The organism is Aquimarina discodermiae (assembly GCF_040786235.1).
Taxonomy (GTDB): domain Bacteria; phylum Bacteroidota; class Bacteroidia; order Flavobacteriales; family Flavobacteriaceae; genus Aquimarina.
This window is the reverse complement of sequence record NZ_JBFMKP010000006.1, coordinates 55,693-79,487: the sequence shown is the minus strand read 5'-3', so window position 1 is coordinate 79,487 and position 23,795 is coordinate 55,693. Positions and strand designations below refer to the sequence as shown.

Here is a 23,795-nt window from a genome sequence, read left to right as displayed (position 1 = left end):
CTTAAAAATAAAGAAACCTCCGTCTTCCGTCATCGGACTTCGGACTGAAATAAAAAGAATACCTCCGTCTTCCGACACTGGACTTCGGACATTAATAAAAGTGAACCTCTATGAACGTCAGTAACATAAAAAGAGTACTTCAAAAATTGAATATACGTATGAACCATCCATCTTCGGACTTCCGACTTCGGACTTCGGACATCGGTCTTCCGACACCCGACACCCGTCTTCGGACTTCTAACCGTCACCGAGCAATCGCATTATTTTTTACGCTAACATTTTTAAATACCTTAATTCCATATAATCAATTATGGGCTAATAACAATGGACCAAATGCTCCAGAAGCCGCAGCTTTTGAGCCGGTTGATGCCACCGATATGGTAAATCTGGTTACAGGAGATATGTCGTATGTGTTACCACTGTTAAATGTACCTTCTCCAGAAGGAGGATATCCCTTGGCATTATCCTATCATGCGGGGATTGCGATGGATCAGGAAGCGTCTTGGGTAGGATTAGGCTGGTCGCTTAATCCTGGGGCGATTAATAGATCGGTAAATGGGTATCCTGATGATTGGGGTAAAACAAGAGTTTCTGAGCTATTTTATGATGAAGGACAAACCCTTGAACAATATTCGTTCTCGATAGGAGGAACCTTACCTTCTGGAGTAACTTTAGGAATGAGTGCTGCTTGGGGTGATTATAGAGCATGGGGAGGAGTTGTTGGTTATTCAGGAGTAGCAACTGTTCAATTTGGTTCAGAAGGTTTAGGGATTAGTGGTAGTGCTGGGCCCGTTTCGGGATCTCTTAATTATAATAAAAATGGAGGATTGAGTAGTTCTATAGGTATAAATACTTCAATTGCAGAATTGTCAGGAAGAGCATCTCAATTTTCTGGAGGAACCTTGTCTGGTGGAGTATCTTTAACATTAAGTAAAAAAGGAGCTGTTGCTAATAGTAGCGTTGGTATCTCGTTTTATAATAAAGGAAAATATAAATTTTCTTTAAATGGTATTGGAGCAACTAATTCTCAGACATCAACAAACCAAAATGATTATTATGTCCAAGATATAGATAGAGGGTTTAATTTTAATGCCGGAGTATTTTGGGTTGGGTACCGCCATAGAAAATACTCTTATTCTCTTTATAAAGATACTAATTTATCTGTGAGTGGTACGTTAAACCTTTTTGAAAACAGTAAAAATGATAATGGAACATATACCAGAGATAACAATTCATTTATGGATGTCAAGCAATATGCTGCTGATGAATATGATGATATTAAAGATTGGGTATCTTCTAAAATTTCGGGTTATCATTTAAATACTGAAGGTGCAATTTCGTTACCCAATTATGATAATTATACCGTTACTGCGCAAGGGTTGTCTGGAAGCTTGTCTCCACAAATTCTAGAAGAGGTTAGACTATTTGGTAAAGGGCATATATCTCCAGCAAAATGGATTGATGATGTTACAAACTTTGGAACCTCTTATGCAAATCAATTTCAATTAGGAAACAAAGTTAATTTTTATTTTAAAGGAGGCAATAGTTCTTTTTTTAGAACACAAACTGGAAAGTTTCAGATTCCAGATATTACAAATTCCGAAAGTTTTACAGACACAGAAATGCTTAACAAGTTTCCTATACTCGCAGATAATACCTATTCTTCTAGTTTAATAGATGGAAACTTAAAAAAAATAGGTAATAGAAAAAGGAATGGTAATTTCGTGGAAACATTCACAAATGATGATATTTTAGGGAATAAAACTAACGGTTGGTTTATTGAAGCAGCTGGGTTTAGTAGATTTGGAAGTACTCCATCTCCATATGTAGACGTCTCAAAAGGTATTGGTGCGTATAGAATCACTACATTAGATGGTAAGACTTACCATTATTCGTTACCGGTCTATCATTTTGAATCTTTCTATAAAAATTTTAAAGATGTAAATGATGAGTATAGTTCTTTTTTTGAATCCAAAAAAACACAACCTTATGCTACGCACTGGTTATTAACTGCGATTACTGGTCCTGATTATATCGATACGAATAATAATAGTAGAGTGGACGAAAGTGATTATGGGTATTGGGTAGAATTTGAATATGGTAAATGGAGTGATGGCTATATGTGGCGTAGTCCAAAAGAAGGATACAAAGAGTTAGATGGGCATCAGACCTATTTTTGGGGGGTTAAACAGATTTATTATTTAGATAAGATTAAAACCAGAACCCATTCAGCTCTATTTATCAAATCTATTCGTAAAGATAATCATAGTAATTCATTACAACATTATGAGCAACCTTTTTCTATTGGCCAAAATAACATAATTCACTCAAAAACAGGTTTAAAAAAACTTCATAATAAAGAGTATAAAACTCACACTTACAATGGTCCTTTATATGGACCAAATGGAAATGTACTCTCATCTGGAAATAGAAGTTTTGATGCTCAGGAGGCATCATGGAAATATATAAATATTCCTAAGAGTACAACCTTAAAACTTGACAAAATCTTATTGTTAAAAAATGAAGATGTAAGTTATCATAAAAATGATTCTCAATCTATTTATGGAAATGGTAGAAAGTTAGGGAAGAGTTACTATAATGATGGATATTTTAATGAGTATTATCAGAATGATACTTATTTAAAAGAGGCACCGGTTAAAATGTTAAGATCTTATCCAGTAAATAGGGATGATGCTGTTTTAGATATTGCAGATGTTAGAAATAAAAATATTGATAATAAAGCTTTTAAGGTGATTACTTTTGATCATGATTATAGTTTAGGCAGAAATCTTCCTAATTCGAGTGTTGGTCATTTAACTTTGAATAAAGTACTTATTGGAGGTAAAGGAGGAGCGTTAACAATACCACCTTATCAATTTTCTTATCTTAAGCCTTACGTGGCATATAATAGAAATAACATTGATCCTTGGGGGTATGAAAATACTCATCCAGATGCTTGGAGTCTTAATAGTATTAAAACACCGGTTGGGGGTACAATAGATATAGAATATGAAGAAGATTCTTTTTATGCAGAAGCTGCATATAGAAACAAAGAAGATAACGCTTCACATAGTTTCGAATATTATTTTGATGATGGCCTGCGAGTAATACCTTCCGATGCTTTAAAGCTTACTGGTGTCAACAAATCTTCAAACCAGATAACCGTTAACTTTGATTCCTCTGGTTTAAATTTTGACCTGAGTACAATTTTTAGAATTAACGAAAAATTGCAAGTTAATTGGAGGTCTTGGAATGGATCATATGATACTAACCCTTATGCTTTTCCTAGACCAATTAAATCGAAAACAGATAGTTATACAATAACCAAAATTAATGGAAGACAAAGTATTACTCTAGATGTAAATGAGGTGACAAAGTATCATGAGGAGTTGGTAACTTCAGGTTGTGATGTTAGATATAACGCCCAAGGAGAATATTCTGGATATAAGATGCCAGAAGGTCTGTCTAATTGTCTTCTTTCTTTTGAGTTTAATAGTGAACACGGGGTATATACAACTCAAAATCCGAATGGAAAAACAGGAGGAGGGTTGCGAGTAAAAAATGTAAAAATAAGTGATGGTTCTAAGGAATATACAACGGTATATGATTACAGAGATCCAGTTTCAGGAAATATTTCAGGAATCACTTCATACGAACCTTTTGACGATGATCGATTGGTTCCTTATATAGAAGAAATTCCGTCACCTAATGTAATGTATGAATATGTTACCGTTTCTTCATTTGGTAATCATCAAAATGACCCTAATGAATCTACGATATATAACTTTAAAACATTAAAACCGTATAATTTTTCTGTCAATCCAATTTCTGATGAAGTCTTTAGTTTAGGTGACACTTTTAAAGTTACAAGATCTCAAAAAGAAAAAAAACTAGGATATAATGATGCTAGATTTTTTAAGTATACAATCCATGACGCCACTTCTAAATTAGGTAATTTAATCTCGGTAAAATCTTTTAATAAGAAAGATCAACTTGTTGGAGTAACAGCTAACAATTATAAAGATTATGACGGGGCTATAGATTTCTCTACTGGTATATATCAGAACTCATTTCAAAGAGTTAAAAAGTTTAGGAAATCGCCTACTGATACTAGAGGTAGTTATTATTTTTACTCTTCTAGTAAAGTAGAATACCCTAATATTCTGGAAAGTGTTAAAAGTATTCAAGGAGGTTTTACCAATACTACCTATTATGATAAACATGATTTCTTAACAGGGCAGGTGACAGAATCAAGGACAGTAAGAGGTGATGGTACTATTATTAAATCTAAAATTACTCCAGCTTATGCAAAATACGGCAGTATGGGAGCTAAAGTTGATAATCTGACCAATAAAAACATGCTTAGCCAAACGGCTGCGAATCTTACACAAATAAAAGCGGGGAGCGACTGGAAAACTATAGGTGCCGATATCACGACCTGGAACAACAACTGGACCTATCGTAGTCAAAATGGTACGACAGAAACCCCAAGTGCCAATGCACAAAAAGTCTGGCGTAGACACCAAACCTTTGCTTGGAAAGGGGATGTGGATAGTAATGGTGTTTATGCTGGATATACTGGTGATCTGGACGGTTTTGTATGGGGTAGTACTCAAACGAATCCGAAATGGGTTAACACCTCTACTATAAATATGTATGATCATTATTCAATGCCTTTAGAGACAGAGGATATCAATGGTAATAAAGTTGCTACCAAAATGATAGATGGCAATACCAAAGTTGCAGCGGTAGCCAATGCGGGGTATACAGAAATGTTCTATAGTAGCGCAGAGTATAAAACAAGCAATTATATTGGTAATGAAATACAAGGAGGTAATTATCAAAATAATGTAAAGGCGCATACGGGTACATGGTGTTTGTTGCTTAATCCGGGAAACCAAGGATTTAAAGTGTCTATGAAATCGAATGATAAACATAGAGCAGGAGAATATAAGGTGTCAGTTTGGGTGACCACAGCACATGCTCAAAATGCTAGAATTTATATGAACGGAGCACTAAAACCATTTAATGGCGAGCAAGTGTCAGCGGGAGACTGGACACAATTAAATCACTACGAAACACTTTCTACAGGAGATGAAACCATTTATATTACAGCATTTGGAAGCAGTATCTATGCAGATGATTTTAGGATGCACCCTATAGAATCTACTATGACTAGTTATGTCTATAACGAATGGGATGAGTTGACCCATATTATTGGCTCAAATAACTTAGCTACGCGATATGAGTATGATGATGCCGGGCGATTGATAAAAACCTATGTAGAAGTCGTAGATACTCCAGAGGTTACAGGAGGATTTAAACTTCAAAAAGAAATTAAATACAACTATGATTATGAATTTACCACAGAAGAAATCGAACCCAATAAATTGAGTTTAAGCTTATCTATCGGTGATCGTAATACCAATATAACTACTGTTACTGCTCATGTAACTGGAGGATCTGGACTATATGAATATGAGTTTGATGAAAGCAGATCCAAAAGTGACTTGAAATTTAGTAGTTATGGAGCGGGCAAATTTATTACTATAAATACTTTCTGTCCCGATGGTCGTATCTATTATAAATGTTGGGTGCGAGATAAAGTTACGGGAGTAGAAATTATTGACGATGGTAATCACCAAAAACCATGTAATGATGAAAATCCTGATGACCCAGATACACAACCTAGAGGTACTCAAACAAGAACAGGTTCGGGTCGAGATGGTCAACCGAATAGTAATGGTTCTAGAGGTAATCAACAATAATTAGATAAAAAATTAGATGATGAAAAACAGCAAGATATATGTCTTATTCTCTTTACTAATGATGTTGGTATTTGAGGTAACTGCACAGGAATGGTATTGGTTACAAAGTGTAAATTTTAATGTTGGGAATGCAAATACATTAGAAAATGTAGAATTGGGAGAAGGACGATTGCTCTCATTACAAGTCATACCGAAAACACAAAGTAATGGATATTTTGAAATTACTAATTTTAAAATAGCAGGAAAAAGTGTTAGCGGTAGTACAGGGAATTTTATGAGTATTCTTATGTATTTGTCGTTGGACGATCAATATGCTAATAAATATTCTTTAGAAATTATACCAAGTAGGTTTAGTTCAAATTCAGAGTACACTATCATAATAAAAAACCCATCTGGGGTCGTAATTTTAGAAAAGGAGTTTCTTGATTATATTTTTGGAGATGAAGTTTTTAGAATAGAAAAAACGAGCGATACAAGTATAAAGTTTACTCATAACGGAGTAGCTTTAAAAGAAATAAATGATCCTAATCTTACAAGCTTTAGAATAGGAATGGTTACTAAAACTCCTAGAAGATATGATCATCGTTTAGAACCACCTTTATTATCTTTTGATTATAAACATGCTGGGTTTGGTAATTCTGGAGAAGATGTTTCATATTTACCTTTCGAGGTCGAAGCCAAAGATAAAAACTGGGTATTGGTCAATAACTATGATGTACAAGGTAAGTTTTCTACAGCAAGTGTTGCTTTTTATGATAAATTAGGAAAACCAATACAGTCCCAATCATTTGATCCCAAAAGTACAAAAACCTGGGCCACCAAAACACTATACGATGCACAGGGTAGACCGGCTTTACAAACATTAGCAGCACCTATAGGACATAATCCAAAGTTTCTTTATAAAGATGATTTTATTAAAAAACCTAATGGAGTTATTTTTAATAATTATGATTTCGAAAACGACCCTGAAAACCCACTTACTGTAGGTGCACAACCCAACTCATTGGGTTGGTATTACAGTACCCAAAATACAGATGAGCCCTACCAAGATGTAACCTCACGACCGTATTCGCGTACGATTTATAGCGAATTAAACCCGGGAGCGGCACTTAAAACCATAGGGGGTAATAAAATCGATGGGCAATGGAAAAACGGGTATGCTTTTTCGATGCCAGCAGGAGAAGAGTTATCATCTGCTACTGGAGATCCAAAATATAGGACGTATAAAATCATCAAAACGGTAAGCAGGGATATACATGGAATAGAAAATGTAGTCTTTACCGATACCGATGGTAACACGCTGGCAAGTGCCCGAAGCGGTAATGAAGAAGGGAATAACACCAATCGTACTGCTTCTGTACAGATAGGCGCACAAGGCTTTGTAGATATACATATCCCCAAAGGAAAAACGGGAGTACAACTAAGCGGTAATGGGGGTCTTGCGATCGATATTTACGATTTGATTACCGAACAGAAAACAAGTACCAGTTCGGGTAATTTATCCAATGGCTTTTATCGTATTGCAGTCCGGGATATCACTACCTATGCCCCAAGAACGGTTACCGTTACCTATCCAGAAAATTATTACGATTACGCTATTAACGAGTATGACAAAGCAGGACGTTTACTTACCTCCAAACAACCGTTAAAAGATAGTAGTGGTACGCAACTTACCTCTACCTTCGATTACAATTCGTTTGGACAGTTAGAAACTACTGTTAGCCCAGACGAGGGGCAGGCTTGGTTTAGATACCGTAAAGATGGGCAAATACGCTTTTCTCAAAATATAAAACAACAAGAGCATAGCCCACAAGAATTCTCCTATACCAATTATGATAGAAGAGGAAGGCCTATCGAGAGCGGAGTGATAGAAAACACGACTTTTACAACTGCAAATGTAGATGGAGACCTGCCAACAGGAACCCGAAAAGAAGTACACCATACCACTTATGATCGATTGGCCAATGATGATACTTTTTTAAATACCCTGGCAACTACCTATCAAAAACCTAGCTTTTTGGCAGGTAATGTAGCTAAAACAAAGAATGAAAATACTACCACCTATTATAGCTACGATATCTATGGTAGAGTACAATGGATCGTACAGCAAATAGCAGGGCTATCAGATGCCAAAACGATTGATTATGAATATGACCCGGTAAGTAGTCAGGTCACCAAAGTATATTTCCAGAAAGGACATGCTACCGAACAGTTTATACATCGTTATACTTATGATGCTGCCGATTATAGTTTAGTAAAAGTAGAAACGTCTACAGATGATACTACCTATACCGAGCATGCAAATTATGAGTATAACGAAACAGGAGGACTTAAAAGAATCGATATCGCACAAGGCCTGCAGGGGATCGATTATGTATATAACCTGCAAGGAGCACTAAAAAGTATCAACCACCCAAGTTTACAGAGTGCTAATGACCCGGGAGGAGACACCAATGATTTGTTTGGGATGATCATCGATTATAACGAACATGATTATAACCGCCCAATAAAAAATATAAAAAGTGCCAGTTATGGTGCCAACCAATATAATGGTAATATCAAAGGAATCCGTTGGAACTCTGATTACAACCCCATAGCCGGCAAAGAACATACCTATAGCTATGACTATAACCGTAACAATTGGTTGACACAGGCATCCTATGGTAATTTTACGCCAGATAATACTAGTATCCCGGTGATTATAGATGAAGAAGTAATAGAAACACCTGCAGCCACCGATCATATACCTTCTGTAAAAAGTGTATTAAATACAGGCCAAACCCAAAATTTAAAAGCCAATAAAAGCATTACAATGGTACCAGGTTTTCATGCCAAGCCTGGTAGTACCTTTAGTGCAACCATCGTGGGGAGTGAGACAATAGATTATATACGAGATATCAATGCAGGAACGTTTGCAGTCAATACTAATGGTGATTATAAGGTCGATAACATTACCTATGATGCTAATGGTAATATCCAAACACTTAATCGTAATAAGCAAACAGAAAATGGTGGTAGTAATATGATGGATCAATTGTCCTATACCTATAAAGAGGGTAAACCTAACCAGTTATTGCGGGTAGATGATGCGGCAGGAGATGTAGCCGGGGCAGATGATATTGGAGACCAGAATGGTAATAATTATGAATATAATAAAATAGGCCAATTGGTAAAGAATAATGAAGAAAACATTGCCTATATTTACAATGCGAGTGGTTTAGTAACCGAGATACAAAAAGGAAACCAGCCACTGGTTAAGTTCTTTTACAACGATAAAGGGCATAGAGTTCGTAAAGAAGTTTATACCCCAAGCAACGGAAGTTTGAGCTATACCGAGCATTATGTACGTGATGCCGCAGGAACGGCGATGGCGATTTATCGTGATGGACAGGTGATAGAAAATACGATATATGGAGCAAGCCGATTAGGCGTTAGAAAATCAGACGGTAGCCATTTATACCAACTCACCGATCATTTAGGTAATGTACGAGCAGTAGTAGGTAGAAGTGCACAAGGACAGGCCATGGCAATGACTAGTGCTACCGATTACTATCCTTTTGGAATGCCCATGCCAGGGCGTAACCAGGTGGGAGATTATAGATATGCCTATCAGGGACAGGAAAAAGATCCTGAAACTGGAAAGGAAGCGTTTGAGTTGAGGCTTTGGGATAGTAGGATTGGACGATGGCTAACTACGGATCCTGCAGGACAGTATGCTTCACCTTATATGGCAATGGGAAATAATCCTATAACCAGAATTGATCCAGATGGAGGGTTTGATGACACTATATACGAAAATGCCAATAATGGAGATACTGTTGAAGTGAATGACGGGGTTAATAAAACGATATTAGTAAATGACACACAGTTTCAAAGCGCTAAATTTTATGCGTCTATCATCAATAATCAGTATGCTAGGGATCTTGGTTTTAGTAAAGGTTTTGTTGATAGTTATCGAGATTTTTTTAATAGTGTTAATTCCTTTAATAGCTTTGGAGAAGCTATAAATGATTATTTTACTTTTAATCTTACGCCTATCCTTCCAAGTCGGGATCCAATTGCACTTACTGCTGGAGGAGAAGTGGGTGAATGGGTAACTCCAATAGGAGGTGGTGCAAAACTTGGATTTGCGGCATTTAATAAATTTGGTTCTAAAGGTTGGAAAATAGCAAGTAAAGTAGCTTCAAAATTTAAGATATTTCAATGTGTAGAATGTACTGGAAGTATTGTTAATAGCTTAAAGAAAGCCAATATAAAAGGAGAAATCCTTGAATTTACAGTTACTGATGGACCCAAAGTAATTGGAGCGCAAGTAGGAGATGATTTTATACAAATCGCAACTAACGGAATACATAAAGCTGTACACGTAGAAGGTTTAGTTTTTGATAATATTTTTAAAAATGGAGTACCTTTAGAAGTTTGGAAGAGAGCAATAGAAATTGCACCTAGTGCACAGGCTACTCTCAAAGTGATTAAATTTTGACCACATTAAAATATGGATACTGTTAAACATATTATTAAGTTAATTAAAGAAAAACCATCTTTATACTTACCCTATACTTCGATTAGATGTTTTAAATCATTTATTTTGGGTTGGTATACTAGAAACCCTGATTTAGTAAAAGATTTTAATCTACTTGAACACGATTTTATGAAGTGGATTCATTCTAAATATAATATTGAAGTTCATTCTTGGGATAAAACAATAGAATTTTTCTCTCGTAATGAATATGAAGCGTTAGACCTTTTTTTTGAATTATTTGAAGAGTTTTTAGAAGAAAATACCTCGCTCTCCGAAGAGTGATTAAAAAAGAAACGGTAAGCTGCGCGAATGTCTCCTGACTTCGCGCCATGATTAATATATAAAGTTTACTATAGTTAAGAACAGCCACAATCTATTTTTGTTATAGGTTGTGGTTTTGTTTTTATTCCAGATAGCCCCCGCTAGCGCTCGAATCCTTTCGAGTGCCGTCAAAGATTGGTAGTGTATGAGTAAGCGGTAAGAGTAATAAATATAGAAAATACAGTCACGATAGTATATTTTTTTATAAAGTTTTAAGTTTAGCTAGCGCTCGAATCCTTTCGGGTGCCGTCAAAGATTGGTAACGTATGAGTAAGCCCTGGCTAGCGCTCGAATCCTTTCGAGTGCCGTCAAAGTTTAGCAGTTTCAAAGATAGGTTATAGAAGTAAAGATTACCCGTTTCACTTTTTGAAACTGGTAATCTTTACTTTCGTAGTATGAGTAGAAAGTATAAATTTCATAATAAAGCCGGGCTGTATTTTGTAAGCTTTGCAACCGTTTACTGGATCGATGTTTTTACACGACAGTTATATTTTGATGTATTAGCAGATAGTGTAAAGTATTGCAGAAAGGAAAAGGGTTTAGAATTATATTGTTACTGTTTTATGCCCAATCATGTTCATTTTATTTTTCGATCTTCACATGATCAACCTATGGAGTTACTAAGAGATTTTAAGCGATACACCTCTAATAGGATGATAGAAGCCATTCAAAGCAACCCACAAGAGAGTAGACAAAAATGGTTATTATGGATGTTTGAAAAAGCAGGAAAAGAAAAAGGTAACGTAAATAAGTATCAATTTTGGCAGCATCACAACAAACCCATAGAATTATGGTCAGCTAATGTGATTCAACAAAAAATTAATTATATTCATAACAATCCTGTAGCAAGTGGTTTTGTTGTGAATGCTATTGATTGGAAATATAGTAGCGCGAGAAACTATCAAGATGATGCAACGGTTCTTGAAATTGATAAAACAGGATTCTTAGAACTAGATTAAATTAGTAGGCACCCGAAAGGATTCGGGCGCCAACGTAGGGATTTTTACAAAAGAATAATGTACTTGTTTGGGTAACCTGAGTATCTCGTTCATATGATCCAGGATTTGTTAAAAAATACCGATGAGAATACAATTACTTAAAACCTTGTTAATCTAATTTTTCAAGATTTAACTTTTTATATTTTAGCCACAAATAATAAATATGAAAGTTGGTTTGCCAAAAACAAGTAAGTTATTCGTTGTTTGTGTTTTCTTTTGTGTGGCATGTAAAACTAAAACCCAAAAAGAAAACCAATATGATGAGAATGAAGCGGTAGAAATGCGGGATCCTAAGTATGTGAAAGATACTGCAAATGTAAAATTAAGTACAACTACCCAGGCGATAGAGCCAACGGATTTGATAATTGGAATGCCGTAAAGGAGATAAAATATACTTTCAACATAGATCGGGATACAATACATTATGAGCGCTCCTGGATCTGGAAACCCAAAAGTAATGTCGTAACATTAATCTCTGCTCAGGATACGATTACTTATAACCGAAATCAAATTGATAGTACTTCTCTTAAGGCCGACCAAAGATTCATAAACGATAAATATTGGTTACTTACACCTTTTAATCTGGTTTGGGATGCAGCAAACTTTACCTATCAACATGAGATCAAAGCCATTGCCCCTATAAGTAATAGCGAAATGCAAAAGTTGACAATTATATATAAAAAAGAAGGAGGGTATACCCCAGGAGATGCCTATGATTTTTATTTTAAAGGAGATTTTATCATTCGAGAATGGGTGTTTAGAGGAGGTAATCAAAAAGTACCTTCTATGATTACTTCTAGAGAGGATTATAAAGATTTTAATGGAATAAAAATTGCCCAAATGTATCAAGTTAAAGATAAGAGCAGAAAACTTTATTTCACAGGAATAGAAGTAATTACAGAATGAGTTTTACAACACCTTATTACCCTCGATTCCATAGTAAAACCGGATAGAGTGGATTTGTAATCCGTGGGGTATAAATAGCAGTAGGCTGCTAAAAAAGAAGAAAAAATATATTGATTATTTATCGTTTATACAAAACATCTCCAGAAGATTATGCATTTATTTAGTGCTGCAAGAAATTATGCTGACTTAGATAGTGAGATAGAAATTATAATACTGCCTTTGTTTTAAGAAATAAAACACGGATTGCAAATCCGCGTTATCATAACATTGCATCATTCACTTCCTAAACCGACAAAAAAACACAAGAAAATCACCTTTTTTTTCAGAGTATCAAAAAATGAGACTGTGATGTTTTACTATTGCATTGTGATTGGGTGATGACATATGATCTGGTTACACATCAGTTTAAAATGAGAGCATCTCAATTTTTGACTCCGTAATAAGGGTAGGGCTAAATTAGGAGAAAAAATCGAGGTAGTAAAGGGAGTCTTTGGCTCCCTTTCTCTTTTAATATAATGATAGGTAGGTGTTAACCATGTAATCGATACGGGTAATATACACCTCGCATAAGTAAGTTTTTAATTGTTAGAATAATACGACATATTGTATTGTATACTATTCAAACCTGATTTAGCGTTATATATGTAAAGTTTAGAATGAGACCCCTTAATTTCTATAGCTTACTTTTTTTGCTACTTATGACTATATTTACGTATGCACAGGATTGCTGTACCACACAAAAAAGTCCTTGGGTATTGGGTTTAGGAGCAAATATTGTTAATGACTCTGGACTAAAGTTTAGGGGGATACTTGATATCGAAAATAATTATAATTATAGTGTTCCAATACGCATAACATTAGAAAGGAGATTTCAGAAAAACTTCGGAATCGAAATAGCCACAAATTTTAATACATTTTTAAAAGGAAAAACGGTTAATAATTCGGTTTTACAAGAGGATGTTTCCTTTTTTGCCATCGATGGTATGTTTAATTATTACTTTTCGAATACCTACCAGATAAAAGAACGTGCAGCATACGAAGCCTATCTTACTACCGGATTGGGGCTAAGTTTCTATGATGGCAGCGCAGCCACCACAGCTAATATTGGAGCCGGGATACACTATTACCTTTCTGCATCGGTAGGCCTTAATCTAAATGCCATCACCAAATTTTCTGTCGATAATAGTCTGTCAGGAAGTAATTATTTGCAAATTGGTATTGGTTTTATTATTAAATTAGAGGATTCATACTTTAATTAATCATATATGACTCTACAATACTTTGCTCACGAAACCGCTGTAATAGATGATAATTGTAACATTGGCGAAAACACCAAAATATGGCATTTTTCTCATATCATGTCTTCTTGTACCATAGGAGAACGATGCAATATAGGCCAGAATGTGGTTATCTCTCCTCATGTAGTATTAGGTAAAAATGTAAAAATACAGAACAATGTTTCGGTATATACCGGCGTTACTTGTGATGATGATGTTTTTCTGGGGCCTTCTTGTGTATTTACCAATGTGACCAATCCACGAAGTGGGGTAAACCGAAGAGGAGAGTATGCCAAAACTCATGTGGGTAAGGGGGCAACTATTGGTGCTAATGCAACGATTGTTTGTGGTCATGATATAGGAGACTATGCGTTTATAGGAGCCGGGGCAGTAGTGACCAAAACCATAAAGCCCTATGCATTGGTAGTAGGTAATCCTGCCAAACAGATCGGATGGATGAGTGAATATGGCCATCGATTAGAATTTGACGAAAATGGATTCGCTACGTGTATAGAAAGTAAAGAAACTTATAAATTAGAAAATAAAGAAGTTATCAAACTCTAAAACCATGAATAAAAATTTTGCGATTATGGGTGTAGGAGGGTATATCGCACCCCGACACCTAAAAGCTATAAAAGACACCAATAATAACCTCATTGCTGCACTCGATAAATTTGATAGTGTTGGGATTATGGATAGCTATTTTCCCAATGCTCACTTTTTTGTAGAGTTTGAACGATTCGATAGATATATAGAAAAGCTAAAAAGAAGAAAAAATATACCCTTGGATTACGTAAGTATCTGTACTCCTAATTACCTTCATGATGCCCATATCAGAATGGCCCTTAGGCAGGGGGCACATGCCATTTGCGAAAAACCCATTGTGATAAATCCTTGGAATGTAGATCAATTAATCGATATTGAAAAAGAATCACAGTCCAAAGTATATTCGATTCTACAGCTTAGGATTCATGAAAGTATTATTGCACTTAAGAAAAAGGTAGATGAAGGCCCAAAAGATAAAATCTATGATATTGATTTAACCTATCTTACTTCTAGAGGTAATTGGTACCATGCTTCCTGGAAAGGTGATGTAGCTAAATCTGGAGGGATTGCAACTAATATCGGGGTACATTTTTATGATATGTTATCTTGGATATTTGGAAAAGTAACCCAGAATAAAGTGCATATGTTAACCAAAGATACTGCTGCAGGATATCTCGAGTTCGAAAGAGCCAGAGTACGTTGGTTCTTATCCATCGATTATAATAACATTCCAGAAGTTGCCAAGCAAGAAGGAAAGAGAACGTATAGATCGATTACCGTTGATGGAGAAGAAATAGAGTTTAGCAGTGGATTTACAGAGTTGCATACCAAAAGTTATCAGTCGATCCTAAAAGGAGAAGGTTATGGCCTCGAAGATGCCAGACAATCCATACAGATAGTACATGATATTAGAAATGCAAAATTGTCTGGTCTAAAAGGTGATTATCACCCCATGTTAACCAATAAAGAATTGATTAAGAGTATTTAGATAATATCAGTTCTGATTTGAATTTACATATAAGATAAAAAGATACAGTTTTATTGAACAAATTCAATTCGGAAAAATTATATACTATCTAAAAGAAAAGAGACCATTAGTGTACACTAATGGTCTCTTTTTTGAAAATTTGATATTACCTCAATATTGAGAATCACATGACGGGATAGTGTCTCTCAAATCAATAAATATCAAATAAGTTTATCTCTAAATTATGGGATTAAGGCACCAATACAGCATCAATTACATGAATGTATCCATTAGAAGCTTCTACATTAGAGTGTATAATTTGTACGGTTTCATTTACAGTAAATAAGGCACCATTAAATCCTATCGTAAGATCATCTCCAAACAGAGGAGTCAATGTTTTTTGCGTATTGATTGCTCTGGTATCCAATTTGCCATTTACTACATGATGCAGTAATGCGTTTCTAAGTGCTTCTCCTTCTGGGATAGCATCCAAAGCTTCAAAAGCAGCATCAGTAGGCGCAAATACGGTAAATATTCCTCCTCGTAAAGTGTCAGACAATGCTGCAGAATCTAATGCCGCTGTCAAAGTTGTAAATCTTCCTCTACGATCATTGGTTAGGATATCTACAATTGTATCAGATGGGGTTTCCATATCTTTTGGATTTGCTATCCAACTACCCTGATTAATAGGACCATCTGGGATATAAGTAGTAAAGCTACCGGTAATTCCTTTGGTAGTTGCATTTTCGATACCTGTACCATATACCAAAACTTCATCTTTCATTTCTATAATCAGATATACGGTGCCATCTGCAAGAATAGCACCTCTCGTTTCAGATTCTTCGCCATCTGCAGCAACAAATTTTCCTCGTAAGAGTTTAAACAAGCCACTGTACATAGTAACCGATACCTGTAACTCTCCGCTCAAATTCTCACCAGCACGACTATCACCTTCGATAGTGGCATAAAAATAATAAGTAGTATTTTCTCTACTTGCATTTTTATTTCGCCGCTCTAATGGAGATTGATTAACAGGGGTATATGACATTTCTCCTGGTAAAACACGTGATGTGATTCGTTCGATCTCATCAAAACTGATAAGCTTTGATTCTTTAAACTCTGCGATTTGCGTTGCGTTAGTGTTAACAGGTTCATCTAGGGAATTATCCTCACAAGAAGAGACCATAAACAAAACCGATAGTGCAAAGAATAGCACTGCTAAATTTTGAAATAAATTTTTCATAGTTGATAGAATTAAGTAAAATGTTGAGTTAAAATTTTAAGTAGTTTTTTACATAATTAATTATCAAATTTTTGTTATAAAAAATAATTTATAGGCTTTAAAGTTAAGGAACGGTCTGTTAAGTATGCTTTTGTTAACAGAAGTTTATAAGATGTAAGAAATGTCTGTTAGTTTATTGATTAGTAGGTTGATGGGGAAATAAAAACCTGCATTCACTAAAATATTGATCAAAAGGATACGTTATTAATCTTTCTGTTTTTTGAAAGATAAGGAAACGAAAAATGGTTTTCTTCTGTATAAAAATATAAGATGTTTTGAGTTGTTTTTATAGAAAATGACTACCTTAATAGTTAGATATTAAAAAATAGATTTTGGATATAAAATATTTGGGCAAAGGTGAGTAGTTTAAAAAAGAAAGCCACCAATGGGGTTATTTGGAGCAGTATTGATAAGTCATCCTCTATGGGTATCCAATTTATTTTTGGAATTATCCTCGCTCGTATCTTATTACCAGAAGATTATGGATTAATAGGAATGATTACCATTTTTATTACTATTTCGCAAGCGATTGTCGAAAGTGGATTTAGTAGAGCACTGATACAAAAAAAGAATGCAGATCAGATCGATTATTCTACGACTTTCTTTTTTAATTTTTTGATAAGTCTGTTGGTCTACGGGACACTTTATATTGCAGCCCCTTATATTGCAGGTTTTTATAAAGAGCCCATCTTAATAGCGCTTGTAAAAGTAGTTGGCCTAAATGTGATCGTTTCTTCGGTAGCTATTATACAGCGTACGATAATGATCAAGAAAATTGATTTTAAGTCACAGGCAATTGTAAATATAACTTCGGGTATTACAGGAGCATTAATAGGTGTAGGTTTTGCATTGTCGGGTTATGGTGTATGGTCGTTGGTGTTTCAGTACCTTTCCAGAAACATTATGATGTCACTTATGTTTTGGTTTTTTAGCGATTGGAAACCTAGCTGGATTTTTAGTATCGAAGCCTTAAAAAAATTATTTGATTTTGGCTCTAAAATACTTGCTTCTACACTGTTATATGCTGCTTTTCAGAATATCTATCTGGTAGTGATTGGTAAAGTGTATAAATCTGAAGAATTAGGGTATTATACCAGAGCAACGCTGTTCAAACAAATTCCTGCAACATTGGTAACTACCATTATGCAAAATGTTACGTTTCCCATATTGGTAGACGTGATAGAAGATAATAAACGGGTTAAAAATGTAATGAAAAGAAGTATTAAACTAACTGCTTTTTTACTTTTTCCTATGATTAGTATTCTCGTAGTTTTTGCACACCCCATAGTATTAGTGCTATTAACAGAAAAATGGTTGCCTACAGTACTATTGTTGCAAATTTTGGCAGTAGGTGCGATTTTCTTTCCTCTAAATGCGATTAATAACAATTTTCTAAATGCCAAAGGAAGATCTGATTTGTTTCTAAAATTAGAAATCATAAATACATTGCTTACACTGCTTACTATTGCCATTACCTATCAATTTGGAATGACTGTGATTGCAACAGGCTATGTACTTGTTTCTGGAGTTGGATTTTTTACCTACACCTATTACCCGTCAAAATTCATAGGATATTCTGGGATAAAGCAATTACTGGATATGCTACCCTATGTACTAGTAAGTGCAGGAGTCACAATACTAAGTTATATAGCACTAAGTTTTATCGAGAACCAGCTTGTATTCTTGATTTTGGGTACTATTACCAGTGGGCTAGGCTATGCGTTTTGTTCTTATTTTTTTAAATTTAAAGAAGTCGAGGATTTAAAAGAGATCATACTATCCAAACTAAAAAAGAAATAAATACGTTAAGCGAAATAAATAATCTATGTGTCTGATCCAAAAAATATTTTAAAAAGTAAACCTATGATGTGGACCAGAACATATACCAATATCTCGATTATATTTACAATATTGGTGGTCGTTTTTCACATTATAATGTTTCCTGAGTATACAATGCCCTTATTTATATTGTTAGGAGGGGTGGGTACCATTTTTGTTTTTTTTGTTGCGTTATGGCAATACCCAAGATATTGGCTTACCACCAAAGGATTTATTAGAAAACTATTTATCCATAGTGTTGTATATAGAATACTAGGGGTAATCGTAATATATCTGTTAACCCTTTTTTTTGACCCGGCCAGTTTACCTTTTGAAATCAAAGCTGTTGATTCTATAAATTATAATACCTCTGGATTACTTGCAGGAGAGGCTTTTCAAAAAGGGGAAAGCGTTTTTAAGGCATTGTCCGGTTTCTGGAAGAATGAATCAGATTATGGTTTTTCTATTGTTATTGGCTTTCTTTACTATCTGTTTGGTTCCTATCCCCTTGTAGTTAAAATCTTTAATGTTTTAGTTGGTAGTTTTACCGTGATTAGAATTTATCAAATCACAAGACATGTATATAATGAAGAACGTGCTAGATTAGCAGGTATTCTTATGATGTTGATGCCTCCTTTAATTTGGTTTATTGGTATGGCACTGAAAGAAACATTATTGATTTTTATAATTGTAAATATTGCTTATTTAATAACAAAGCAAATATTTGTTTCGGGATTTAAGTTGGGGGTAATGGGATTTATTATTTTTCAGATTGCCATTACGTTATATTTTCGAACCATTATGGCACCGTTACTATTGATATGTTTACTGCTACAAATAATGTTTATACAAACCTCGAATATAAGATATCGTGTTTTATCGGTTTTTATTTCTGGAGTATTAATTTATGCAAGCTATTTGGTGGTAGGATGGTTAGGGATGTTAGAAAGTATTGAAATGATGATCGAAGCAAGTCAGGATCAATTTGGAAGTGAGTTATCTCATGCAGCAGAAGAAAAGGGAATATCTTATACCGCAGCCATAATTTCACCATTATTAATAGCTGGGGCAATGATAACACCTTTTCCCTCTTTGTTAAATTTTGAAGAAGCTCAATTGGGTATTTATGTACACTTTTATAATGAAATCATACGTAATTGCCTGTATTTTTTTGTGTTTTTTGGCTTGATTAGAATTTTAAAACAATTTAGAAAAGGAATCATATTTATGCTAAGTTTTGTACTAGGTTATATTATGATTTTAGCTATATCCGGAATATCTTTTCAGGATAGGTTTCAAATTTTGGCATTACCTTTTTTAATTGTTTTTATGGCAGATGGCATATATACTCATTATCCTAAAAAAACAAAGCATTGGAAAATATATCTGTTTTTCATTTTTGCAGCTATTCTAATGTGGAACTTATTTAAATTATCCAATCGAGGACTCTTATAAACCATTAAAACTAAACCATGAACTATTTTATTTTATCAAAAAAAGATATAGCACCTTCAGGAGGAGAGCATCAAATATATCTTCTACATGATTGGGTGATTACCCTGCAAACAGATGATTATAAAGATTGTAATAAGGAAGGAGTAAGGATTATAATTATTGGAGATTATATAGGATCTGTACAAACACTTTTTGATACAGAACACAGTAATATTCCCAAGCTTAGAGGAAATTTTTATGCTATTGTTGTTTCTGATCAAACGATAAAAATTTATAATAGTTTTTTAAGCATCTTGCCTCTCTATTTTACAAATGATCATAGGTATATATCATCTTCAATTCGATACATTAGAAATGTTTCGCAGGAAGAATTTTCTATAAATAAAAAATACATTCTCGAAGGGTTATTGTTTAACTATGGTTTTTTTAATAGAACACTTTATAAAGAAATACAATTGTTATCTAGTAATTCCTTTTTGATTCTAAATGAGGACTCTGTTAATGAAGAAAAACATTTCGAAACTACTTCTTTATTTCATAAAAACCCATCAAGAGGATCAAAAGTGGTGGATCAACTTAGTGATCTTTTTATTTCGACAACGGCACACTATTTTCCTGACACTTCTTTTACCGTAGCATTTACTAGCGGGTTTGACGGAAGAACTTTGGTGAGTTGTGCTACACATTTTCAGAAAGATATCAAAACCTTTTCATTTGGCAAACCAGAAAATGATGATGTTGCTATCCCAAAATTAAATGCTGAAGAGCTTAATATACCGTATCAATCCTTGGATTTGGGAAGTGAAGCTTATATTCGTGAAGATTACTTAAATAGTGCCAAAGATTATATTGATCAGTTCCCAGGAGCAAACGGATTGATTTATCCACACATAGCTTATAGTGCAAAACAAATTGCAAAAGATTCAGAATTTTTGCTGTCTGGGGTAATAGGTAGCGAGTTGTTTAGGGCATTGCACATTACAGGAGCCGTTACCTCTCAGGCATTGGTAGATATTTTTACTAGCAATAGTACACAAGAAATAAGGGATAAAATAACAAACTCTAAAGCATTAGAAGCAATAAAAAAGGAAGAGTTTCATGTCGAATTAGAAGAGTTAATTGAAGAAATAATAGCCTACAGAACCTCTATTTCGAAAGACCTTACGCAAAATCAACAGTTTTATGTTTTTGTATTTGAAGAGGTGTTTAGAAAGTTTTTTGGCCAATGGATTGCGATGCAAATGCATCACATTAAAGTACGAACTCCTTTTTTGGATTATATTTTTATAAAAGAACTGTTAAAAACTCAGTACGCTGGTGTAAATAATGATTTTTTTACAGAAAACCCTCTAAAAAGAATGAAGGGGCAATACCTCTACACAGATATTATTAAAAAGACTAATAAACGTATTTATCAACAGATGACAGGAAAAGGGTATCGTCCTAAGGATCTTAGAGAATCCATATATATCTATAAAATTATATTTCCGTTCATAACCAAACGACTTAGAAGAAAAATAAAAACACCTTATTTAGATAATCTTGGCATTATTTCGGGGATTCTCGCAAATAAAGAACATGTCAAAAAATTGATTAACAATACAACTTATTTTGATTCTTCAAAACTGCTTCTTATCTTAGATACTCTTACCCCGACTACCCCAGAGAAAGAAAGAGACACACTACTTATGATGATGTCTGTTTTAATAGCACTGCGTCATAATCCAATACACAACAAAACAAAACAACCAACTATATTATGAATAAGATTATTGCACTAACAGATTATAAAAAGAAGTTTGGCTCAAAACATTTCGATGTTCCTTATAGAAGCGGAATGGATAAAGAGAAAATGACCACCTATTTTAAAGAAGTGGGGTATGAGATAGAGTTTAGATATTTTAATGAAGTTAACCCCGAAGATCCAGCGTATAAAGATGCTATTATTCTATATACATCCTCAGAAGATATTGGTTATAGGTATAAGTCTTATATAGAAGATATTGTATTGACATTTGAATTGTTGGGAGCAAAACTGATCCCAGAATACAAACATTTAAGAGCTAATAACAATAAAGCTTTTATGGAGCTTATGCGCAAAACCATTGGTATTACTCCTTATTTGAAATCTAAGATATTTGGATCGATGGCAGATTTAAAAATGAAGATAGAAGATATCGATTTTCCATGTGTTTTTAAAGAATCAGGAGGCGCATCTGGAGACGGAGTTTCGTTAGTAAAGAGTAAAGAAGAATTATTCACTAAAGTAAAAGCGTCTAGCAGAGAACGTAGTTATCTGCAGGATTTTAGGGATCATGCCAGAGCAATAAAGCACAAAGGGTATATCAAAGAATCTGTCCATAGAAGCAAATTTATTCTTCAGGATTTTATTCCTAATCTAAAAAATGATTGGAAAGTATATGTGTTTGGAAATAAGATATATACCTTTAAACGCCCGATTTTTAAGGGACGAGGGATAAAAGCCAGTGGAGGGGGTTATGATAATTATTTTTATGGCCTTGAAGCCGAAGCACCCGAAGGAATGTTCGATTTGGCCTTAGAAATATTTAAAAAATTAGATGTACCTCATGTTTCTATAGATTTTGCATACGATGGAGACGAATTTTACGTTTTAGAGTTTCAGTCTTTATATTTTGGAACAGCCGGAATACCATATTCTGAAGGATACTTTACCAAAGAAAATGACCAATGGAAGTTTATTAAAGAAAAATTGGAAATTGAAAAAGTATATGTCGATAGTATTGCTTACTATCTAAATCCATAGGATAGGAGATCAGGTTTTAAAGGAAATAAAGACTGTAATTAATAAGATACGTAGATAGCATTGTTAATTACATAGATCATTAACCCCTTTAAAATGATTGATTTTGAAAACTATTCTTGCACTCACGGACTATAAAGGCAATTTTGGTTCTAAACATTATGCGGTTCCTTATCGCAGCGGAATGGAAAAAGAAAAGCTAAGGCAATATTTTAAAGAATATGGCTTTAACCTTACTTTTGCCACATTTTCAGAAATCGATCTTACCACACAAAACTATAGAGGAGTATATGTAATCTATACGTCATCAGAAGATCCTTTCTATTATTACAAAGATTATATAGAAGATCAGATTTTTGCATTGCAATTGGCAGGTGCTAATGTGATTCCTCTATACGAGTTTTTACGAGCTAATAATAATAAGGTTTTTATGGAGCTTCTAAGAGAAATTATATTACCCTCAGAGTTTTGTAAATTAAAAACGTTTCGGTTTGGAACCACAGAAGAAATGTTAACATGTATTGATCAGATTAATTTTCCAGTGGTTGTAAAAGGATCAGGAGGAGCATCTGGAACACAAGTATCTCTTGCCGAAAACAAAAGAAACCTATTGCAAGAAGTGAAAAAAATATCAAAAACTTTTCATATCAAAAATTATTTATGGGAAATAGGACGTTCATTTAGACACAAAGGGTATAAAAAAGACTCTATGTATCGAAAAAAATACATTTTACAGGAGTTTATACCTAACCTGAAAAAAGATTGGAAAATCCTCGTTTTTGGTCAACGCTACTTTATATTAACCCGCTATGTTAGAGAAGATGATTTTAGAGCCAGTGGAAGTCAAAATAATTATAAAGCCGGTATCCAATCAGAACTAACATACCAGATTTTAGACTTTGCCAAGCAAGTATATGATAACTTAGAAATCCCACATATTTCACTAGATATTGCATTTGACGGAAAAAAATATTACCTTTTAGAAATGCAAGGCGTATATTTTGGCACCTCTACGATATATATGTCTGATGCTTACTTTGTTAAGGGTGATAATGGTTGGTCTTCCAAAGAAGTAGATTTAGACCTCGAAAAACTGTATGCCGATTGTATATATAGTCATATCATCAAAAAGAAAAGCGTACTAACTGCATGA

15 protein-coding genes are annotated in these 23,795 nt (G+C 34.3%); 14 read left to right on the top strand and 1 reads right to left on the bottom strand.

The window, feature by feature from the left end; translation table 11 throughout:
• Positions 1-110: 110 nt before the first annotated feature.
• The 9 genes from ABW636_RS05095 to ABW636_RS05055 all read left to right on the top strand — a co-directional run bounded on the left by ABW636_RS05095 (position 111) and on the right by ABW636_RS05055 (position 15,326).
• Positions 111-5,768, top strand: a complete 5,658-nt coding sequence (locus tag ABW636_RS05095; RefSeq protein ID WP_367588875.1) for a hypothetical protein — start codon at positions 111-113, stop codon at positions 5,766-5,768.
• Positions 5,769-5,787: 19 nt separating this feature from the next.
• Entirely contained in the window at positions 5,788-10,251 is a 4,464-nt protein-coding gene (locus ABW636_RS05090; protein WP_367588874.1) for a papain fold toxin domain-containing protein, read from the top strand.
• Positions 10,252-10,263: 12 nt separating this feature from the next.
• Positions 10,264-10,572, top strand: coding sequence for a hypothetical protein (locus tag ABW636_RS05085; protein ID WP_367588873.1), 309 nt, complete (start codon positions 10,264-10,266; stop codon positions 10,570-10,572).
• Between the two features lie 434 nt (positions 10,573-11,006).
• The gene (locus tag ABW636_RS05080) at positions 11,007-11,570 is read left to right on the top strand and encodes an REP-associated tyrosine transposase (protein ID WP_367588872.1); all 564 of its coding nucleotides are present in this window, start codon (positions 11,007-11,009) and stop codon (positions 11,568-11,570) included.
• 202 nt (positions 11,571-11,772) lie between these two features.
• Positions 11,773-11,988 carry a hypothetical protein gene (locus tag ABW636_RS05075; protein WP_367588871.1) on the top strand — a complete coding sequence of 72 codons (216 nt, stop codon included), beginning with the start codon at positions 11,773-11,775 and terminating at the stop codon, positions 11,986-11,988.
• Between the two features lie 275 nt (positions 11,989-12,263).
• Positions 12,264-12,515, top strand: a complete 252-nt coding sequence (locus ABW636_RS05070; RefSeq protein ID WP_367588870.1) for a hypothetical protein — start codon at positions 12,264-12,266, stop codon at positions 12,513-12,515.
• Positions 12,516-13,213: 698 nt separating this feature from the next.
• Positions 13,214-13,774: a hypothetical protein gene (locus ABW636_RS05065; RefSeq protein ID WP_367588869.1), complete on the top strand. Its 561-nt coding sequence runs from the start codon at positions 13,214-13,216 to the stop codon at positions 13,772-13,774.
• A 6-nt stretch (positions 13,775-13,780) separates the two neighbouring features.
• Complete coding sequence (locus ABW636_RS05060) at positions 13,781-14,356, top strand: acyltransferase (RefSeq protein ID WP_367588868.1); 576 nt, start codon at positions 13,781-13,783, stop codon at positions 14,354-14,356.
• Positions 14,357-14,360: 4 nt separating this feature from the next.
• Positions 14,361-15,326, top strand: a complete 966-nt coding sequence (locus ABW636_RS05055) for a Gfo/Idh/MocA family protein (protein ID WP_367588867.1) — start codon at positions 14,361-14,363, stop codon at positions 15,324-15,326.
• Positions 15,327-15,555: 229 nt separating this feature from the next.
• On the opposite strand, the gene ABW636_RS05050 is transcribed toward ABW636_RS05055, so the two are convergent.
• Entirely contained in the window at positions 15,556-16,548 is a 993-nt protein-coding gene (locus tag ABW636_RS05050) for a fasciclin domain-containing protein (RefSeq protein ID WP_367588866.1), read from the bottom strand.
• A gap of 396 nt (positions 16,549-16,944) precedes the next feature.
• On the opposite strand from ABW636_RS05050, the gene ABW636_RS05045 reads away from it, so the two are divergent.
• From ABW636_RS05045 to ABW636_RS05025, 5 genes are all read left to right on the top strand, one after another.
• Complete coding sequence (locus ABW636_RS05045; protein ID WP_367588865.1) at positions 16,945-18,387, top strand: lipopolysaccharide biosynthesis protein; 1,443 nt, start codon at positions 16,945-16,947, stop codon at positions 18,385-18,387.
• A 63-nt stretch (positions 18,388-18,450) separates the two neighbouring features.
• Entirely contained in the window at positions 18,451-19,860 is a 1,410-nt protein-coding gene (locus tag ABW636_RS05040) for a hypothetical protein (RefSeq protein WP_367588864.1), read from the top strand.
• 17 nt (positions 19,861-19,877) lie between these two features.
• Entirely contained in the window at positions 19,878-21,623 is a 1,746-nt protein-coding gene (locus tag ABW636_RS05035; RefSeq protein ID WP_367588863.1) for an asparagine synthase-related protein, read from the top strand.
• A complete protein-coding gene (locus ABW636_RS05030) occupies positions 21,620-22,645 on the top strand; it encodes an ATP-grasp domain-containing protein (RefSeq protein WP_367588862.1) in 1,026 nt (341 codons plus the stop codon). Before ABW636_RS05035 ends, ABW636_RS05030 begins: the two co-directional genes overlap by 4 nt.
• A 103-nt stretch (positions 22,646-22,748) precedes the next feature.
• Entirely contained in the window at positions 22,749-23,795 is a 1,047-nt protein-coding gene (locus ABW636_RS05025; protein WP_367588861.1) for an ATP-grasp domain-containing protein, read from the top strand.